The 18,402-nt window shown below is 60.3% G+C and carries 15 protein-coding genes; 7 read left to right on the forward strand and 8 right to left on the reverse strand.

Annotated features, from left to right (window positions below):
- Positions 1-25: 25 nt before the first annotated feature.
- On the reverse strand, positions 26-583 hold the full coding sequence (locus RT657_RS01185) for a helix-turn-helix domain-containing protein (protein WP_313651762.1): 558 nt from the start codon (positions 581-583) through the stop codon (positions 26-28).
- 122 nt (positions 584-705) lie between these two features.
- Here RT657_RS01185 and RT657_RS01190 point away from each other — a divergent pair, with 122 nt between their 5' ends.
- The 4 genes from RT657_RS01190 to RT657_RS01205 all read left to right on the forward strand — a co-directional run bounded on the left by RT657_RS01190 (position 706) and on the right by RT657_RS01205 (position 8,748).
- Complete coding sequence (locus RT657_RS01190) at positions 706-1,878, forward strand: benzoate/H(+) symporter BenE family transporter (RefSeq protein ID WP_313651763.1); 1,173 nt, start codon at positions 706-708, stop codon at positions 1,876-1,878.
- A gap of 170 nt (positions 1,879-2,048) precedes the next feature.
- Positions 2,049-3,419, forward strand: a complete 1,371-nt coding sequence (locus tag RT657_RS01195; protein ID WP_313651765.1) for an SrfA family protein — start codon at positions 2,049-2,051, stop codon at positions 3,417-3,419.
- 2 nt (positions 3,420-3,421) lie between these two features.
- The gene (locus RT657_RS01200; RefSeq protein WP_313651767.1) at positions 3,422-6,385 is read left to right on the forward strand and encodes a virulence factor SrfB; all 2,964 of its coding nucleotides are present in this window, start codon (positions 3,422-3,424) and stop codon (positions 6,383-6,385) included.
- Positions 6,382-8,748 (forward strand): virulence factor SrfC family protein, encoded by a 2,367-nt coding sequence (locus RT657_RS01205; RefSeq protein WP_313651770.1) that lies wholly within the window; start codon positions 6,382-6,384, stop codon positions 8,746-8,748. The genes RT657_RS01200 and RT657_RS01205 overlap by 4 nt, the downstream gene beginning before the upstream one ends.
- Here RT657_RS01205 and RT657_RS01210 read toward each other — a convergent pair.
- From RT657_RS01210 to RT657_RS01220, 3 genes are all read right to left on the reverse strand, one after another.
- Positions 8,745-9,008 (reverse strand): barstar family protein, encoded by a 264-nt coding sequence (locus tag RT657_RS01210; RefSeq protein WP_313651773.1) that lies wholly within the window; start codon positions 9,006-9,008, stop codon positions 8,745-8,747. The genes RT657_RS01205 and RT657_RS01210 overlap by 4 nt on opposite strands.
- A 2-nt stretch (positions 9,009-9,010) precedes the next feature.
- Entirely contained in the window at positions 9,011-9,445 is a 435-nt protein-coding gene (locus tag RT657_RS01215) for a ribonuclease domain-containing protein (RefSeq protein WP_313651776.1), read from the reverse strand.
- An 86-nt stretch (positions 9,446-9,531) separates the two neighbouring features.
- The gene (locus RT657_RS01220; RefSeq protein ID WP_009090299.1) at positions 9,532-9,873 is read right to left on the reverse strand and encodes a helix-turn-helix domain-containing protein; all 342 of its coding nucleotides are present in this window, start codon (positions 9,871-9,873) and stop codon (positions 9,532-9,534) included.
- 303 nt (positions 9,874-10,176) lie between these two features.
- Here RT657_RS01220 and RT657_RS01225 point away from each other — a divergent pair, with 303 nt between their 5' ends.
- Both RT657_RS01225 and oqxB read left to right on the forward strand, forming a co-directional pair.
- On the forward strand, positions 10,177-11,331 hold the full coding sequence (locus RT657_RS01225) for an efflux RND transporter periplasmic adaptor subunit (protein ID WP_313651778.1): 1,155 nt from the start codon (positions 10,177-10,179) through the stop codon (positions 11,329-11,331).
- A 12-nt stretch (positions 11,332-11,343) separates the two neighbouring features.
- Positions 11,344-14,496: a multidrug efflux RND transporter permease subunit OqxB gene (gene oqxB / locus RT657_RS01230; RefSeq protein WP_313651780.1), complete on the forward strand. Its 3,153-nt coding sequence runs from the start codon at positions 11,344-11,346 to the stop codon at positions 14,494-14,496.
- An 87-nt stretch (positions 14,497-14,583) separates the two neighbouring features.
- Here oqxB and RT657_RS01235 read toward each other — a convergent pair whose 3' ends face one another.
- The 4 genes from RT657_RS01235 to RT657_RS01250 all read right to left on the reverse strand — a co-directional run bounded on the left by RT657_RS01235 (position 14,584) and on the right by RT657_RS01250 (position 17,262).
- On the reverse strand, positions 14,584-15,009 hold the full coding sequence (locus RT657_RS01235) for a type II toxin-antitoxin system HicB family antitoxin (RefSeq protein ID WP_313651782.1): 426 nt from the start codon (positions 15,007-15,009) through the stop codon (positions 14,584-14,586).
- 22 nt (positions 15,010-15,031) lie between these two features.
- On the reverse strand, positions 15,032-15,184 hold the full coding sequence (locus RT657_RS01240; RefSeq protein ID WP_313652681.1) for a type II toxin-antitoxin system HicA family toxin: 153 nt from the start codon (positions 15,182-15,184) through the stop codon (positions 15,032-15,034).
- A 192-nt stretch (positions 15,185-15,376) separates the two neighbouring features.
- Entirely contained in the window at positions 15,377-15,871 is a 495-nt protein-coding gene (locus tag RT657_RS01245; RefSeq protein WP_313651784.1) for an Rrf2 family transcriptional regulator, read from the reverse strand.
- A 206-nt stretch (positions 15,872-16,077) separates the two neighbouring features.
- Complete coding sequence (locus RT657_RS01250; RefSeq protein ID WP_313651786.1) at positions 16,078-17,262, reverse strand: MFS transporter; 1,185 nt, start codon at positions 17,260-17,262, stop codon at positions 16,078-16,080.
- Positions 17,263-17,462: 200 nt separating this feature from the next.
- Here RT657_RS01250 and tus point away from each other — a divergent pair, with 200 nt between their 5' ends.
- On the forward strand, positions 17,463-18,392 hold the full coding sequence (gene tus / locus RT657_RS01255) for a DNA replication terminus site-binding protein (RefSeq protein ID WP_313651788.1): 930 nt from the start codon (positions 17,463-17,465) through the stop codon (positions 18,390-18,392).
- Positions 18,393-18,402 lie beyond the last annotated feature (10 nt).

Raw genomic sequence — 18,402 nt, forward strand, 5'->3', positions numbered from 1 at the left:
GTAGACTGTGTAGTTTGCGCCCGTATCAATTTGTAACGTCAGGCCGTTGCGGGTAGTGGATCAGGCTGTGAAAGCGCAGCGGCGTGCTGAGCGGGTTGCGGTAGCTGTGCGGCATATCGGCCTCAAAGCGGAATGCCTCACCCGCGAGCAGACGCCGCCAGACCTCTCCGACCGCCAGCAGCAGTTCGCCCTTGATAACCACCACCTGCTCCACGCAGCCCGCTTCATGGGGCGACGAGTGGCTCTGTGCTCCCGCGGCCAGCTCCACCGCCAGCAGCTCAAACCGCAGTTGCGGATCGTAGGACAGCAGGGGCCGGACGGCCATCCCGGCGTCAGGCTGACTGAATCCCGGCGCAGTCCCGGAGGCGATCACCCGGGCATCGATGAAAAACGAAAAGGGAACGTTGAAACCGGTGGCGATCTTCCACAGCGTGGCGATGGTCGGGCTCGATTCACCGCGCTCAATCTGCCCCAGCATCGCTTTACTGACGCCGGTTCGCTCCGCCGTCAGCGTCAGACTCCAGCCGTTGGCCTGACGCAACTGCCTGAGCGCCGCGCTCAGGTGTTGCTGAATATCCGCCATTTTTTCTCCCGGTTGTTTGCATACAGCCTGAAAATAACAGGTTTAGAGTGTAACACTTGTGCGTTATAGCGCACCATGCCACCATGTACGCTATAACGCACAACCCAGGCGGAAATGGCTGCATGACAAGAGCGGAACACCCCCCTTTCACCCTGCCGATGTTGATCTCCGGCTTTGTTGCGGTGCTGGTTGGCTACAGCAGCAGTGGCGCGATCATCTATCAGATGTTTCAGGCGGCAGGCGCTACGCCCGCGCAGATCGGCGGCTGGCTGTCGGTACTGGGTCTTGCGCAGGGGATCGTCTCTCTGAGCCTGTCGCTGCGCTACCGGATGCCGTTGCTCGCCGCCTGGTCCACGCCCGGCGCGGCGCTGCTGGCGACCAGTTTTCACGGCGTCACGCTGAATGAGGCGGTAGGGGTTTTTGTTTTTGCCAACCTGCTGATCGTGCTTTGCGGCGTAACCGGCCTCTTCGCTCGCCTGATGAAGCACATCCCCGCCTCGCTGGCGGCGGCGATGCTGGCGGGTATTCTGCTGCGCTTCGGTCTGCAGACCTTCGCCGATTTGCAGAGCAACTTCGCTTTATGCGGCAGCATGTGCCTGGCCTGGCTGCTCGCGCGCCGCTGGCTGGCCCGATACGCTATTCTGGTGACGCTGCTGGCGGGCATTGGGGTCGCTCTGGCACAACACGCCATCCACTTTCCACCGCAGGCGGTCAGCCTGGCGCTGCCGGAGCCGATCATGCCGCACTTTACCCTGACCCTGCTGCTGGGCACGGGCCTGCCCTATTTTCTGGTCACGATGGCGTCGCAGAATGCCCCCGGCATCGCAACCCTGCAGGCGCACGGCTATCGTCCGCCCGTCTCTGCCCTGATGACCCGCACCGGTCTGACGGCGCTGCTGCTGTCACCGTTTGGCGGTTTTTCGGTCTGCGTTGCCGCGATCACCGCCGCCATCTGCATGAGCGATGAGGTCGATCCCGACCCGCAGAAACGCTGGCGTGCGGCGGCGCTGGCCGGGGTATTTTATCTGCTGGCGGGCGCGTCTGGCGCGCTAATCGCCGTGCTGTTCAGTGCCCTGCCTGCGGTACTGATCGAGGCGCTCGCCGGTCTGGCGCTGCTGGCCACCCTGGGCGGCAGCCTGCAGCGGGCACTGGAGCAGCCAGCCGAACGTGACAGCGCGCTGATTACCTTTCTAATCACCGCCTCGGGCGTATCACTGCTGGGCATCGGACCCGCTTTCTGGGGGCTGACCGGGGGCGTTATCGCTCACCTGCTGCTGGTACGCAAAACGGGCTGAGGATCGCATTGTTCTGAAATTTCGGTTATTTTTACGCCAGCCAGCGAAAAAAACAGTGGATTTAGCCCCTTTTCTGCCGTTTGATTTGTCATTGCCCGGCGTAAAATCAATTTAATCGTCGATAACACGCGATTTTCTGCCTCAGACAACGACCGATAAGGGCCCAACAGGTGGCAAAAACTTTTCTGCGCAGCGGTAAATTAGATGCTGTTCTGGCGCTAGGTGAAAACGGCCAGCCGGTCTACGCCTCAGCACTGCAAATTCGTGAAACGCTGCGCCTGCGCCGTCAGAGCGCACTGGCAGATTGCCTGGCGATCCCGCAGGCCAATGAACGGGGCGACCGCCTCGACTGGTATGCCCCTTTCAGTGGCCGGGTAAAATCCTGGCTGGGCGCGAGCGATCATGAACGTCGCGCGGCCCTGCAGCAGCTCACCGCCTGCCAGCAGGATATGCAGGATCTCAGCACGCGCGCGCGCGCGGCAGAGAACCCCGCCATGCGGCTCTTTGGTGCGCTGCTGAGCAAAACCCTGCAGTTTCCCGATCAGCAATATGTCTATCTGGTGGATGGCAAACCGGTCATCACGTTCTGGGGCTTTGTCGATGCCCAGGCGCGCAGCCGCGATGATGCGCTGGCCTGTCTGCGCGACACCCTGGAGGAGAATCTGCCGGTTGCGCTGGTTGAGCCGCTGCCCGAGCTGCCTGTCGCGCCCGTGGTCGCCGAACCCGTGCTGATGGCAGAACCGGAACCTGAAGAGGTGACTGAACCGCAGCCAGCGGTGATGGCGCCTGAACCGGTGCAGAAGACACAGGAACCGGCCCGCCGCCGCTTCCGTATCTGGTATCTGCTGCCGCCGGTGGCGATTGCGGCCGCCGTCGCAGTGGCGGTGCTGCTGCACCGTCCCGTGACCGAGACGCCGGTTGAGAGCGCGAAAGTCAGTGCAGAACCTGCGACGACGCCTGCTGCGGCTGCCCCGACACCGGCCGCTGCGCCAGCACAGGTCGCGTCGGCGCCCGCCGTTGCGCCCCCTGCCGTGATGGCCGCCGCGGAGAAACTTCCTGAGACGCTGCCGCAGAAACCGGCCAGCGTCGCAGCGCCTGAAGCCGCACCGGCCGACTCATCTGCTACCCTTGCCAGTGTGGTGACGCCTGCGGTACCGGCGCGGCCTGATGACCTGATCGTAACGCCGGATGCGGTGCGCGATGGTCAGGTGCAGGTTATCGATGGCCGCTGGCGCGTCACCATCGACCAGATGCCGACGCCCACCGGTAAACCGCCGGTAATGCGTTTCGAGTTCAAAAAGGGCAAAGGCAGCGTGCAGGTTGCTCAGGGCAATACCAGCTGCAAAGCGGATGTCAGCGCGGCCATGACCAGCGCCGGTAACCTGGTAATCGAGAGCCGTTATACGGCGAAGTGCCAGAATGGTTCCCGCTACCGTATGCCGCTGCTGGTCTGCCACGCGAGTATCGGTGCCGCAGTGTGTGAAGCGCAGTATGCGGAAGACCGGATCTTCCCGATGACGATTAAGCGTGAGAGTAAATAACGATGCTGGCTCCCCTGATCGATGACAAACAAAAAATTACGCTGATTGAAAACAGCGGTGTGCAGTTTCTGGATTTCGGCCTGCAGCTCTCTGCCACCCCGGCGCGCCGCCAGTTTGTGCGCCAGACCGCCAACGGCCCGCTGCTGCGCCTGAACGTTGACGGCAACAGCGGTAAGTTCCTGCTCTACCCGGAAGATGGCGGTGCCGCAGAAGTGGTGCGTCCGGAGTCCGATATCGCGCTGGCCGACTCCCTCTCGCTCCTGTCCGCCTGCTGGCTGCCGCTGCCCATGCTGCGCTGCGCCAGTGGCCGCCGTTTCATCGGCGGCCCGGAGAACTGGGCGCGGATGCGTCTGGTCGCCCTGCCAGCGCCCGATGCGGCGGGCAATACTCATCGCGTCAGCGTGGCATTCGACACCCGCTGTGTCGCGGAACAGGATGGCGGCGAACAGCTCGGCCTGACGCCTGCCGATGCGCAGAATGGCGTCACCTTTGCGCTCGCCTGGCACAACTACGAACTGGGTGACTTTCTCGATCTCACCTGGGTTGACGGCTGGCTGCGGGAAACCTTTATCGATCGCGTTGCCGACCGCCGTGAACAGGCGATCAATCAGGCGCTTCGCGAGTTTGAATATCAGGCGCACTATCTCAATCTGCTGGAGCTGCTGGGCGAAAAGCTCGATCTCAGCGAGATCCATATTCAGGCCGCCACGCTGCAGACCCCGGCCGTCAGCGTCGACATCATTCTCGACGTCGGCAACTCCCACACCTGCGGCATCCTGGTGGAAGATCATCCGGAAGAGAGCAACGGTCTGAAGCAGACCTATGAACTGCAGCTGCGCGATCTCTCCCAGCCGCATCAGGTTTACAACGAGCTGTTCGACAGTCGCCTGGAATTTGCCGAAGCGCGCTTTGGCAAGGCGAACTTCTCGCTGGAGAGCGGCCGCGAGCAGGCCTTTATGTGGCCGTCTCTGACCCGCGTCGGCCGTGAAGCGAGCCGTCTGGCACTGCAGCGCGCAGGACTGGAAGGCAGCACCGGCCTCTCCAGCCCGCGCCGCTATCTCTGGGATGAAGCGCGCTATCAGCCAGGCTGGCGCTTTAATACGCCGGGCGAGCAGAGTGAGCCGCTGGCCTATGCCGCGCCGTTTACCACCCTGCTGAACGACGAAGGCCAGCCGCTTTCGACGCTGTCGCCGGACGACCGCCTGCCGGTCTTTTCACCCCACTACAGCCGCAGCTCGCTGATGACCTTTATGCTGTGCGAGCTGCTGGCGCAGGCGCTGATGCAGATGAACAGTGCCGCTCAGCGTCAGCGGATGCCACAGAGCCACGCGCCGCGTCAGCTGCGCCATGTCATCCTGACGCTACCCTCGGCGATGCCAAAACCGGAGCGTGAAATCTTCCGCCGCAGAATGCAGGAGGCGCTGGCGCTGGTCTGGAAAGCCGAGGGCTGGCTGAACGAAGCGGATGAGCTGGCCCCGGCACTGCCGCGTCAGAGCCCGAAACCGCTGCCGGATGTGCAGATGGAGTGGGATGAGGCGACCTGCGGGCAGATGGTCTGGCTGTTTAACGAGACACAGGTTAATTTTGCCGGTCGCGCCGAAGACTTTTTCAGCAGCATGGCGCGCCCGGATCGTCCGCGCGAGGCCGATGAGCTGCCCGGTAAGAGCCTGCGCATCGCCTCGATCGATATCGGCGGGGGCACCACCGATCTGGCGATCACCCAGTATCGCCTGGATGATGGTCAGGGTAACAACGTCAAAATTACACCGCGTCTGCTGTTCCGCGAGGGATTCAAGGTGGCGGGCGATGATATCCTGCTGGATGTGATTCAGCTGTGGATCCTTCCTGCGCTGCAACAGCACCTGCAGAAAGCGGGCCTGGCCCTGACCGATCCGCTGATGAACAAACTCTTTGGCCACGACAGCCGTATGGATGGTCAGGCTACGCTACGTCAGCAGGTAACGTTACAGCTCTTTATTCCGCTGGCGCAGGCCGTGCTGGAGCGCTACGAAAACTGGGATCCGCTTGAGAGCCACGCCGAGATCAATGCGCTGTTTGGCGAGCTGGTGGAACAGGCGCCGGGCGAAGCGGTGCTGGCGTTTGTGAACGGTGAGATTCAGCGCGAGCTGGGCGGACAAAGCCGCTTCGACCTGCTGCAGGTGCCGCTGGTGGTCAGCCTGTCGCAGCTGCACGGCGAGTTTATGCAGCACCGCATGGCGATCATTCCGGCGCTGCGCTCGATGTGTGAAGTGGTGTCACTTTATCAGTGCGACGTGCTGCTGCTGACCGGTCGGCCGTCACGTTTCCCGGGCATTCAGGCGCTGGTGCGCCATCTGCAGCCGCTGCCGGGCAGCCGCATTCTGTCGCTGGAGGGCTATCACACCAGCGACTGGTATCCGTTTAACAAGCATGGCCGCATCGATAACCCGAAATCTACTGCGGCGGTAGGTGCGATGCTCTGCCTGCTGGCGCTGGATCTGCGTCTCAGCAGCTTCTGGTTCCGCGCGGGCGACTTTGAGCCCTACTCGACGATTCGCTACCTGGGTATGCTTGATGAGAATCAGGCGCTGACCGATGAGAATCTCTGTTACAGCGAAATTGACCTCGACGACCCCGCTTATGCGCTGGACAAAAAGAGCAGTTTCCGTATTCGCGGCAACGTCTGTCTGGGCTTCCGCCAGCTCGATAACGACCGCTGGCCCGCCTCGCCGCTCTACAGCCTGACGCTCAACGACGCCACGCTGGCGCGTAAAGTGGCCGGGGAAAGCGTGCTGCGTATCCGCCTGGCGGTAAAAGCCGGCCCGGGTGCCACCGGCCCGGAAAATCTGGTGCTGAGCGATGCGCGTCTGGATGACGGTACCCGCGTGCCGCTGGAGCAGTTAAGTCTGAAGCTGAACACCCTGTCGGCCACCGGCAATGCCAATGCGCAATACTGGATTGACAGCGGGAGCGTATGTAAACGATGAAAGCCCTGAAACCCCGCCAGCCGCAGACGCTGGCAAAACGCCTGAACCTGCTGCAGGATGCCCTGAATCAGAGCCTGACCTGGATTGAAGAGAGCCGTGAACAGTCGCCGCGTCTGGCGCTGGAAGCGGAAACCCTGACGCTGCAACTGCGTCAGGCGCGCGTGCAGACTCAGGCGCTGGCGCAGCAGGTGGCGCGTCCGGTGACGCTGGCGCTGTTTGGTCAGTCGCAGGCCGGAAAAGCCTGGCTGCTGAATGAGATGGTGGCTGACGCCCAGGGCCAGCTGATGACCCGCATGGGTGACAAGCTGCTGAGCTGGTTCCAGCATATCAATCCCGGCAACCTCGATTTTGCGACGGCAACCCGTTTCAGTCATCAGCGTGAGCCGCTCTCTGGCGAGTGGCCGGTTGAACTCGCGCTGCTGAGCGAGGCGGAGATTGTGCGGCTGATGGTCGCCTCTGCCGGTGAGAGCGCGCCCGACACCGCGCAGATCGACAGCGCACTGCAGCGCCTGCAGCGTCATCGCCTGGCGACGCCGCTGGCGGGTCTGGAGGGCGATGCGCTGGTCACGCTCTGGTCCTGGTGCCGTCGCCGTCCGCACTACGATGCCCGTCTCGACCGTCACTTCTGGCCGCAGGCAGTTGAATTGGCCCCCTGGCTAAGCGTGGACGATCGCGTGCAGCTCTTTTCGCTGCTGTGGCCGTCGCAACCGGCTCTTAATGAGATGCTGCGCAGCCTGCTGCATCTGCGTCATCAGTTGCGTAACAGCAGCCGTCTGCTCGCGCCTCTCAGCCTGCTCACCGATGCGTCACTGCTACCAGCTGAACAGCTGATCGTTCCCGCCAGCGAGCAGGATCAGCAGCAACGGGTGGAAGTCTGTCCGCTGAATGGCAACCGTATTGGCAAGGCGCAGCATGTGCCGCTGGGCTTGCTGGCCCTGCTGACGCTGGAAGTGCTGGTACCGCTCTGCTCTACACCGCGCACTGCACTCTATGACGATGCCGACATGCTGGAGCTGCCCGCGCCAGGTCAGCCCGCTGACGCGACCGTGCAGGATGACCGGCAGCGCCTGCGTCAGCAGGAGCCATTGCGGGCGCAGTTGCTGGAGCAGAAACGCGCACTGTTGCCCGGCTTCTACGCCACCCGGCAGGCGATCGATCTGCTGATTGTCTGCACCGCCGCCAGCCATCGCCAGGATGCCAGCCTGGTGAGCGAATCGCTGCGTGAATGGCAGCGTCAGCAGCCCGCACAGGAGTCCGCCGGGAAACCGCGCCTCATCTGGGCGATTACGCCTTTCGATGCCCGTCATCAGCAGGTGAACGTGGATGAAGCCGTGCAGCGTCAGATGGGCCAGCCCGGTCAGCACTGGGGGTCGATGCTGGCCCTGGATCGCGCGGGCGTTGACCGTATGGCGAGCTGGTTACAGGATGAGATGCAGCCGGAGGCCCGTCGCGACATGCTGCTGGCGCAGCTGGCGCAGATTCAGCATACCGTGGTCGAGCGCCGCTTACTGCCGTGGACCGAAGCGGAAGCCACGCCGGAGCAGGCGGCCCGCAAACAGAACATCGCTGACACGCTGCTGAAATGTTTGCAGCATCGTACCGGCCTGCACGGTGAGCTGCTGGAACGCCTGCAGCCGCCCCGCGAGGCACTGCGTCAGCTGTGGCTGAATCAGTCCGCCCTGCCTGGCAGCAAACCGGCCAGCCTGCAGGCGCCGGAGAATCAGTTCGGGATTGGCTTTGAATTTGACCTGTTCAGCGAAAGTCCGGCTGAAGCGCCGGTTCAGCCGCGTCAGAGTCTGCAGGGCGCGCAGCAGTTTCCGCGTCAGGTGATGCTGCTGTGGCTGGATCATCTGCGTCAGCTGCCGGAGAATCGCAGTCTGCTGGCATTGCTGAACGTGGATAAAGCGACGATGGAGTGGCTGGTCGAGGAGCTGATTACGGCGGGGTTCCGCACCGATATCGCGCAAAAGCTGCAGCAGGCGCTGCATGAGCCCGATACGCAGAGCGTCAGCCATGAATCCCGTGCCGACCGTCAGGTGACGCGGGCGATGACGGTGCTGGGTGATTTCGTCGCCTGGCTCGGCTTTTTACAGCGGCCTGAAACCGAACGGCCCGCCAGCCGGGTTAACCGCGGTCAGGTGATCTTCTCACGCCCGCCCGCGCCCAGCGTCAGTTTCGGTGCCGGTCAGCGCCTCACCCGGCTTTCTGCCGCGCCGGCCAACCACACCGCCTACTATATCTATGACTGGCTGGTCGGACTGAATCAGGTGATTATTGAAAACAACGGTTACACCGGCGGCGGCGATCTGCCGCCGTCGGCGCGTGACGCACTGATTTCCCTGCTTAAGCCGCTGCGCGCTTAATCCATAATCAGGCGCAGTTCGCCCGCCAGCGACTGCGCCGCCTCTTCCAGCAGCGCCAGCACCGGGGCTAAATCGGCCTGCTGTGCGGCAACGTGCTGCAACCGCACCGTGGCAGGCAGCGCCATCCCGCCGGTCAGCCAGTCCCATAGCGCATCCAGATTATAACCAAAACTCTCCGGGCAGCCGCTCTGCTCAGCAAACTGCTGATAAAAGGCGGCGCGCGTGGTGAGTTGACGCAGGTCAAAAGTCAGGTCAGGCATGCTCAGGGTACCTGTCTGAAACTGCGGTAGTGGTCGGTCGACAGAAAGACCAGGCCGTCTGAAGAGTAGACCAGCCTGTCAGCATCGCGATGACCACAGCGGTAGTTCACATCCGCCTCATACCACTGACGACCGGCTCGTGTGGGCAGCCGTTTTTCACGGTTGGCAAAACGATCGCCGCCGATGGCTTTGCCGGGCAACACATCACACAGATTGCCCTTCTCCGGGTTCCAGCCACGCTTGCGCGCGTCGCTTTTCGTCAGGTAGTAGTCCGGTAAATGCTGATGTTGCAGGACCCAGCGCGCAACGGTGCGGGCATCGGTCAGGATGGCGATATCGGGCTGAGCGGGTGCTGAAAGACGATTCAGCCAGGGTTTGAGGCCGTAGAAACAGACCGCGAGGACAAGGAAAAGTCCAATCCAGAGTTTTTTTGACATAATGGCATCCGTGACGACAGGATGCAGATGATACCAGTTTTGCGCGCAGAGAAAAGCGCGGGCCAGACATGCTGGCCCTGGCGAGATTATGCGGCGTGCGAATCGCCGCTGTGTCGACGCCATGCACCCGGTGCGACACCATACTGACGTTTGAAGCTGCGATTAAAGGATTGCTGGGAGTCGAAGCCCAGTGAGATCGCCACGTTCAGGATCGGTTCATCGGTGCTGGTCAGGCGATCGGCTGATTTTTTCAGCTTCTTCACGCGGATATACTCACCCAGCGGATAGCCCGTGTGCTCTTTGAACATGCGCTGCAGGTGCCACTTGGAGTAACCCGCGCGCTCTGAAACGGTATCCAGATCCAGACGTGCTTCGATATTGTTATCAATCCAGTCGATTAAATCGTGAATAAAGGCGTCACTCATCATTCCAGTCTCTCCTGTCGCCGCGGCGAAAAGTATTAGTATCAGTTGCAGTTACACTTAAGGGTGGCTGACTATGCCATTTAATGCAAGTTTTATTAGTACATTAAATGCCGCACTTTTTGTGGGGCTTTAACGTCTGTCGATCAGGCTTTCATCGACCCGCCCCAAACCGCACATAAAGTGTATCTGTTATTCTTGCAGTTGCCAGTGACGCCAGCCTACACTCACCGCGATTAATTGCAATCTTAAAAGTTGCAAATATTGACCAGCAGGTCACCTGTTACTCTTTATCGCGGAAAGACAATAATGATTACGAACCGGGTTCGTCAGGGCTTGACCCTCTTTGGGATGATACTGCTTATCGCGCAGCTCAGCGGCTGCGACAAAGGCGTTGCGCAAAACGCTCCACCCGCCCCACCGGAGGTGAGCGCCGCGCCGGTGCTGGTTAAGCCGGTCAGCCAGTGGGACAACTTCAATGGCCGTGTAGAGGCGGTGCAGAGCGTACAGCTGCGTCCGCGCATTTCCGGCTACATTGATTCCGTGAACTATCGCGAAGGCGATGAGGTTCGCAAAGGTCAGGTGCTGTTTACCATCGACGACCGGAGTTACCGTGCGGCGCTGGAGCAGGCCAGAGCGGAACTGGCCCGGGCACGCAGTCAGGCGAGTCTGGCCCGCAGCGAATCGGGCCGCAGCGAGAAGCTGATCGACACCCAGGCTATCTCCCGCGAAGCCTGGGAACAGCGGCGCGCTGCGGCCAGTCAGGCGCAGGCGGAGGTGCTGGCGGCAGAGGCGGCGGTCGATATGGCCCAGCTGAACCTGGACTTTACCCGCGTCACCGCCCCTATCGATGGACGCGCCAGCCGCGCGATGATTACCGCCGGTAACCTGGTGACCGCGGGCGACAGCGCCAGTGTCCTGACCACGCTGGTGTCACAGCAGCAGATGTATGTCTATTTTGATGTCGATGAGAACACCTTCCTGCACTATCAGACGATGGCGCGTCAGGGCCAGCAGCGCCACGCCCTGCCGGTTGAGATTGCGCTGGCCGGCGATCAGGGCTTTCCGCATCAGGGTAAGGTCGATTTCCTGGATAACCAGCTGACCGCCAGCACCGGCACTATCCGGATGCGTGCCCTGCTCGACAACCAGCAGCGTCAGTTTACCCCGGGCCTGTTTGCCCGCGTGCGGCTGCCCGGCAGCGCGCAGTTCCAGGCGATGCTGATCGATGACAAGGCAGTACTGACCGATCAGGATCGCAAATATGTTTATGTGGTGGATGGCGAAGGCAAGGCGCAGCGGCGTGATATCCAGCCCGGCGCAATGGTGGATGGCCTGCGTATCGTGAAATCGGGTCTGCAAGCCGGAGACCGGGTGATCGTCGCCGGTCTGCAGAAAGTCTTCATGCCGGGCATGCCCGTTACCGCTCAGCAGGTCGCCATGCGCGCGACAGCCGCTCACTAATCCGAGGCCGCTATGGACTTTTCCCGCTTTTTTATCGATCGGCCCATTTTTGCCGCGGTGCTGTCGATTCTGATCTTCGTCACCGGGATGATCGCTATCCCGCTGCTGCCGATCAGTGAGTATCCCGACGTTGTCCCGCCCAGCGTACAGGTGCGTGCCGAATATCCCGGTGCGAACCCGAAAGTGATCGCAGATTCGGTGGCGACGCCACTGGAAGAGGCGATCAACGGCGTCGAAAACATGATGTATATGAAGTCCGTCGCCGGTTCAGATGGTGTGCTGGTTACCACGGTGACCTTCCGCCCGGGCACCGATCCCGATCAGGCGCAGGTGCAGGTGCAGAACCGCGTCGCGCAGGCGGAAGCGCGTCTGCCGGAAGATGTACGTCGTCTGGGAATTACTACCCAGAAGATGTCACCGACCCTGACGCTGGTCGTTCATCTCTTCTCGCCAGACAATACCTACGATTCGCTCTACCTGCGTAACTACGCCACGCTCAAGGTGAAAGATGAGCTGGCGCGCCTGCCCGGCGTTGGTCAGATCCAGATTTTCGGCGCGGGTGAATATGCGATGCGCGTCTGGCTCGATCCCAACAAAGTGGCGGCGCGCGGCCTGACCGCCTCGGACGTGATCACCGCGATGCAGGAGCAGAACGTGCAGGTTTCGGCCGGTCAGTTAGGTGCGGAACCGCTTAAGAAACAGAGTGATTTTCTGCTGTCGATCAACACTCAGGGGCGACTGGAGAACGAGCAGCAGTTCGGCGATATCATCCTGAAAACCTCTGATGACGGCTCGCTGGTGCGGCTGCGCGATGTGGCACGCATTGAAATGGGTTCGGGCAGTTACGCCCTGCGCTCTCAGCTCAACAACAAGGATGCGGTCGGTATCGGTATCTTCCAGGCACCCGGCGCCAACGCCATCGATCTCTCCAATGCGGTTCGCGCCAAAATGGATGAGCTGGCGACCCGCTTCCCCAACGATGTGAAATGGGCGGCACCTTATGATCCGACGGTGTTTGTACGTGACTCGATCAAAGCCGTAGTGCAGACGCTGCTGGAAGCGGTGATTCTGGTGGTACTGGTGGTGATCCTGTTCCTGCAGACCTGGCGGGCCTCGATTATTCCGCTGCTGGCGGTGCCGGTGTCGGTGGTCGGCACCTTCAGCGTGCTCTATCTGCTCGGTTTCTCGCTCAATACCCTGAGCCTGTTCGGGCTGGTGCTGGCCATCGGGATCGTGGTGGATGACGCGATTGTGGTGGTGGAAAACGTCGAGCGTAACATTGAGATGGGGCTGTCACCGCGTGCCGCTGCGCATCAGGCGATGCGCGAAGTCTCAGGGCCCATCATCGCCATTGCGCTGGTGCTCTGCGCGGTGTTCGTGCCGATGGCATTTCTGTCGGGCGTGACCGGACAGTTCTATAAGCAGTTCGCCACTACCATCGCGATCTCAACCGTGATTTCAGCGATTAACTCGCTGACGCTCTCGCCTGCCCTCGCGGCGATGCTGCTGAAAGGCCATGACGCGCCGAAAGATCGCCTGACGCGGATTATCGATGCGCTGTTCGGCTGGCTTTTCCGTCCGTTTAACCGCTTCTTCCAGCGCAGTGCGCATGGGTATGAATCGCTGGTTGGCCGCACGCTGCGTCGTCGTGGTGCGGTGTTCGCTGTCTATCTGCTGCTGCTGGCCGGGGCCGGGTTTATGTTCCACACCGTGCCGGGCGGATTTATTCCGACACAGGATAAGCTCTATCTGATTGGTGGCGTGAAGATGCCGGAAGGCTCCTCGCTGGCGCGGACCGATGAGGTGATTCGTAAGATGAGCGAAATCGGTATGCAGACTGATGGTGTCGCCTATGCGGTCGCCTTCCCCGGCCTGAATGCCCTGCAGTTCACCAATACGCCAAACAGCGGCACGGTCTTCTTCGGTCTGAAGCCCTTTAATGAGCGTAAGCATACGGCGGACGAGATTAACGCGGAGATCAATGCGAAGATCGCGAAGATCCAGCAGGGCTTTGGCTTCTCCATTATGCCACCGCCTATCCTTGGACTGGGTCAGGGATCGGGTTATTCGCTCTATGTGCAGGATCGGGCCGGTCTGGGCTATGGCGCATTGCAGACGGCGATCAATACGCTGTCGGGCAGCATCATGCAGACGCCGGGGATGCACTTCCCTATCTCCTCCTATCAGGCCAACGTGCCACAGCTGGATGTTCAGGTCGATCGGGATAAAGCGAAAGCGCAGGGTGTGTCGCTGACCGCCCTGTTCAGTACGCTTCAGACCTATCTCGGCTCCTCTTACGTAAACGATTTCAACCGGTTTGGACGCACCTGGCGGGTGATGGCGCAGGCGGATGGGGAGTTCCGCGACAGCGTCGAGGATATTGCGAATCTGCGCACCCGCAACGATCGCGGTGAAATGGTGCCGATTGGCAGTATGGTCAACATTACCACCACCTATGGTCCCGATCCGGTGATTCGCTACAACGGCTATCCGGCGGCGGATCTGATCGGTGATGCCGACCCGCGCATCCTCTCCTCCGCACAGGCGATGAGCCAGCTGGAAGCGATGTCCGGTCAGCTCCTGCCCAACGGCATGAATATCGAGTGGACCGACCTGAGTTATCAACAGTCAACCCAGGGCAACACCGCGCTGATCGTCTTCCCGATGGCGGTGCTGCTGGCCTTCCTGGTGCTGGCCGCGCTTTATGAGAGCTGGACGCTGCCGCTGGCGGTGATCCTGATTGTGCCGATGACGCTGCTCTCTGCCCTGTCTGGCGTCTGGCTGACCGGCGGGGATAACAACGTCTTCGTGCAGGTCGGACTGGTGGTGCTGATGGGGCTGGCGTGTAAGAACGCGATTCTGATCGTCGAGTTTGCGCGGGAGCTGGAGATTCAGGGCAAAGGGATTGTGGACGCGGCGCTGGAAGCGTGTCGCCTGCGTCTGCGCCCCATCGTGATGACCTCCATCGCCTTTATCGCCGGCACCGTGCCGCTGATTCTGGGTGAAGGCGCGGGAGCCGAAGTGCGGGGCGTGACCGGTATTACGGTCTTCTCCGGCATGCTCGGTGTGACGCTGTTCGGCCTGTTCCTGACGCCGGTGTTCTATGTCGCGCTGCGCAAGCTGGTGACGAGTCGCGCAGAACAGGCGGAGTCAGCGACGGCGTAAACCGTGATGTCTGAAAGGGGCGATCGCAGGATCGCCCCTTTTTTGTCTGTGACACGCCTGACCGCCCTTTTGCGTGAAAGCGGCTCATCAGATGAGAATCTCAACCCGGGCTTTACGGCCCAGCTGCGCCAGCGCCAGTTCAACTTTTTCAACTTTTGACGAGTGCTCTACGTCAAGCAGTCGGTCAACCTGTGGACCATTTACGCCCAGCTGGCGTGCCAAATCCGCCTTGCGGGTACCGGTTTCAATCATAGCGTTATACAGTGCCGCTTTCATTGCTACCAGGACAGGCACAGAGACGATGTACTCCCCCTGCTGCGCATCACTCGCTAACGGGATGGGACGACGGGCATCCATTTCCAGAGAGATAGCGGCTACCAGTCCATCTGCTGCCTCGGCCAGCGCTTCCTCAATGGTGTCGCCAACTGAATGCAATAATGGTAAATCGCGACATGATACCTCCCAGCTATCGGTTTTCAGGTCATGCGTTAATCTGACGGCATAGTTAAACATAGGGTGACCTCACTGATCAGGCTTACAGGCCCAGATCTTTTAGAATTTTCTTGCGCGTCCCTTCCGGCATTTCTTTCGCGCCATGATCTGGAAAGACAGACTGCCTGTCGCCTAAGAAGACTTTGAAATGGCTGCTTCCACTGCGGTGCTTAACCAGAATAGCGCCTTGCTGAATGAGTCAGCGTCTGAATTCACTGTACTTCATCGCGTTCCCTCGCTCTGTATAAAGTAAGATTAACACTAATGATGCTTAAGGCAACATAAATGTTTCTTTATTGAGAGCAGGAGAGATAATGCTGGAAAGCAAGCAGGAAGGGTCCAAAGGCAACGTGCAGCATGAATCCACGCCCATAAAAAAAGCCGCTTATCAGCGGCTTTTTTTGCAGAGTTCTTCACTCTCTTCAGGTTCAGGTTCCGGCACGGCGGTGCAGTTACTGGTGTCGCGCTTTTTCAGCTCATTCAGCGCGTCGGCCACGGTGCGTTTTGCCAGCACGTCCAGCGACGCCTGCTCGGCTTCGTCGGCGATCGACTTGAAGTACCAGCAGAGGTTGGCGCTGACCAGACAGCGCGGTGCGACATCCGGGCGTGCAGCCCAGATCTTTTTATCTTCAATCACCGAGACATAGATATCCCGCAGGGTAATTTCCGCCGCAGGACGTCCCAAATGGATAGAACCGGTACGCCCCAGCGTCGAAACAATGATGCCGTCACGTGTGAGCGGAACCATCAATTTTCGTATGAAACTGGGATTCGCTTCCAGCCCGTAGGCCAGAATCGCGCTGGTAGAGCGTTTATCCATTTGCTCCGCCATCGCTACGCTCAGAACCATTTGCAAAGCTGTCGGGAAGCGGTAATCAAGCATTTCTTTATCCTGAGTTGCGGTGCATCTTATTGTTTTATTGCCGCATAAGTGAACAATCAATGAGCAATAAATATAACAAACACAGTTGCTTTTTTGAAGCCAACCCACGCTGACAAGGCACGTATTCACCAAAGGCAGAAGCCCGACCGCACAAGGTGCTTAGCCTGCCAACAGCCCTTAAAATGGCTGGCTGGCGCAGAACCCCCTTAAACGGCTGCGGCCGGGGTCGCCGGTAATCGCCGCTTCAGCGCCATCACCAGCATCACGTTAATGATTGCCAGCGCGCAAAGCAACCATAGCGTGGCTGATGCGCCCATCTTTTCAAAGACATATCCGCCGACCAGCGGCGTCAGCGCCTGCCCCATTAGCGCCGGGCGGGCCATTTTCCCCACCACGATGGCATAGGATTCTGGTTTGACCATCACCAGCGGTAAAGTTCCCCGCACAATGGCACGCAGGCCATTTCCTGCCCCGTAGAGCAACATGCTCATCAGTGCCATCTGTGGCATCAAGGCCAGCAACAGCAGCCCCAGCGCCACCAGTCCGACAGAAAAGAAAGCAGTGCGGATGGGATGGCTTCGCTTAAAGGCCATATCGACGAGACGGGACGCGACCTGACACGGGCCAGGCACCGCGCTGATCGCCAGTGCAGAGGTCAGGGTATGACCACTCGCCTGCAGCAAGGTAATTAGCTGCACGGAGATCGCGGTCATGATCACCGATGCCAGCGTAAAGATGGCGCACAGCAGCCAGAAGCGCACTGGCGCAATCTCCGCCTCTGCGGACACGGGATCGCGCCGTTTTACCGGTCGCTGAGCGTGACTCGCCGGTAAAGCAAACAGATAAGCAGGCAGGACGCAGATCACCAGCATGGCCGCGATGATTAGCGATGCGTCGCGCCAGCCGAATCCGTGAATGAGCAGAGCCGTTCCCGGCCAGACCAGCGTGGTGCAGAAACCTGATATCAGCGTAATGCCGGTGATGGCTGACCGCGCCTGCGCACCATAACAGGTGCCAAGCGTAGCAAACAGCGCATCATAGAGACCCATGGCCATCCCGATTCCGATGATGATCCAGGCGACAATAAACAGCGGCAGCGCATGGCTGCAGGCCATGATTGTCAGCCCCGCTGCCATCACCACTCCGCTCAGCGCCAGCATCATGCGGCCGCCGGTGCGGGCGATAACCCTGCCTGCAAACGGCGACAGCAGGCCCGACACCAGAAGTCCGACAGAGAGCGCGCCGTAAATCCACTGCTGTGACCAGCCTGTCTCCTCCGCAATCGGTGACGCCATTACCGCCATCAGATAGAAGGATCCACCCCATGAGAGGATCTGTATCCAGCCCAGGGTGATGATGGCGGCTATGCGGGGTTTGTTCGTCAGATTCACAGGCGATCTCAGGGTTAGCAGGCGAACCGTTTTATAACATGTTCTGCGATAAGGCAAAATGCGCGACCGCTTTTAGCTGCTGAGCCAGGCAGGCCGCACGTTTTATCGGGTACAATCAAAAGTATGTTGTAACTATAATGCACTTGCATCTTCGACAGGCTTCTGCCACATTGTGGACGTTGTAACTATGAGGATCGACCATGACGCGCTATGACTTAGTGGCTGATATGCATCAGTGTGTAAACGACCTGGAACAGGCGCTGGGCGAACTGCGGCAGCAGATTGAAACGCAGCCTCTGCTCATCGCCCGGGTATTTAGTCTGCCGCCTGTCGTGAAAGGTCGCGAACACGAGGCAATTACGCAGATTGCCGTCGAGCAGCATCTCGGTGAGCGCGCGTTAACGATGGCGCTGGACCACTACTGCCGCCTGTTTATGCAACATCAGTCGGAACAGCTGAGCACCAAGGCCGCCGTGCGCTTGCCGGGCGCCCTCTGCATTGAGTGCGATGCGGCGGAGGAAGCGGAGATCGGCGCGCTGGTCACAGTCATTAATCAGCTGAAAGCGCGGCTGGAAAAGCTGATTACGGTGGAGTCGGGCCTGCCGAGTGAAGCGCGCTTTGAGTTCGTCCACCAGCATCTGCGCGGGTTAATTACACTCAACGCCTACCGCTCCATCACCCTGCTCAGCGCACCGGACAGCCTGCGCTTTGGCTGGGCGAATAAACACATCATCAAGAATCTCAAACGCGAAGAGGTAATAGCCCAGCTGGAAAAAAGCCTGAAGGCAGGACGCGCTCAGGCGCCCTGGTCACGCGAACAGTGGGCAGAAAAAGTGCAGGAGGAGCTGGCCAGCGTGCGCGCCCTGCCCGCCTCGGCACGGCTTAAAATCAAACGGCCGGTGAAAGTCCAGCCGGTCGCGCGCGTCTGGCGTGCCGATGAGCAAAAACAGACGCAGCTGGCCTGCCCGTCACCGATTCTGGTGATCTGTCGCGATCGCAGTCAGGTGCCGGTGCTGGGCGAGTTGCTTAACTATGATGCGGACAATATTAAGCATCGTCATAAGCCTGCCGCGGAACCCCTGAATCTGCTCATCCCCCGACTCCATTTGTGGGTGGATTGCCCGCTGTAATGCAGAGGCC

The organism is Pantoea sp. (assembly GCF_032114055.1).
Lineage (GTDB): Bacteria > Pseudomonadota > Gammaproteobacteria > Enterobacterales > Enterobacteriaceae > Pantoea.

Coding starts and splice junctions, on each gene's coding strand:
- RT657_RS01185 (WP_313651762.1), bottom strand. CDS start 583: ATGGCGGATATTCAGCAACACCTGAGCGCGGCGCTCAGGCAGTTGCGT.
- RT657_RS01190 (WP_313651763.1), top strand. CDS start 706: ATGACAAGAGCGGAACACCCCCCTTTCACCCTGCCGATGTTGATCTCC.
- RT657_RS01200 (WP_313651767.1), top strand. CDS start 3,422: ATGCTGGCTCCCCTGATCGATGACAAACAAAAAATTACGCTGATTGAA.
- RT657_RS01205 (WP_313651770.1), top strand. CDS start 6,382: ATGAAAGCCCTGAAACCCCGCCAGCCGCAGACGCTGGCAAAACGCCTG.
- RT657_RS01210 (WP_313651773.1), bottom strand. CDS start 9,008: ATGCCTGACCTGACTTTTGACCTGCGTCAACTCACCACGCGCGCCGCC.
- RT657_RS01215 (WP_313651776.1), bottom strand. CDS start 9,445: ATGTCAAAAAAACTCTGGATTGGACTTTTCCTTGTCCTCGCGGTCTGT.
- RT657_RS01220 (WP_009090299.1), bottom strand. CDS start 9,873: ATGATGAGTGACGCCTTTATTCACGATTTAATCGACTGGATTGATAAC.
- RT657_RS01225 (WP_313651778.1), top strand. CDS start 10,177: ATGATTACGAACCGGGTTCGTCAGGGCTTGACCCTCTTTGGGATGATA.
- oqxB (WP_313651780.1), top strand. CDS start 11,344: ATGGACTTTTCCCGCTTTTTTATCGATCGGCCCATTTTTGCCGCGGTG.
- RT657_RS01235 (WP_313651782.1), bottom strand. CDS start 15,009: ATGTTTAACTATGCCGTCAGATTAACGCATGACCTGAAAACCGATAGC.
- RT657_RS01245 (WP_313651784.1), bottom strand. CDS start 15,871: ATGCTTGATTACCGCTTCCCGACAGCTTTGCAAATGGTTCTGAGCGTA.
- tus (WP_313651788.1), top strand. CDS start 17,463: ATGACGCGCTATGACTTAGTGGCTGATATGCATCAGTGTGTAAACGAC.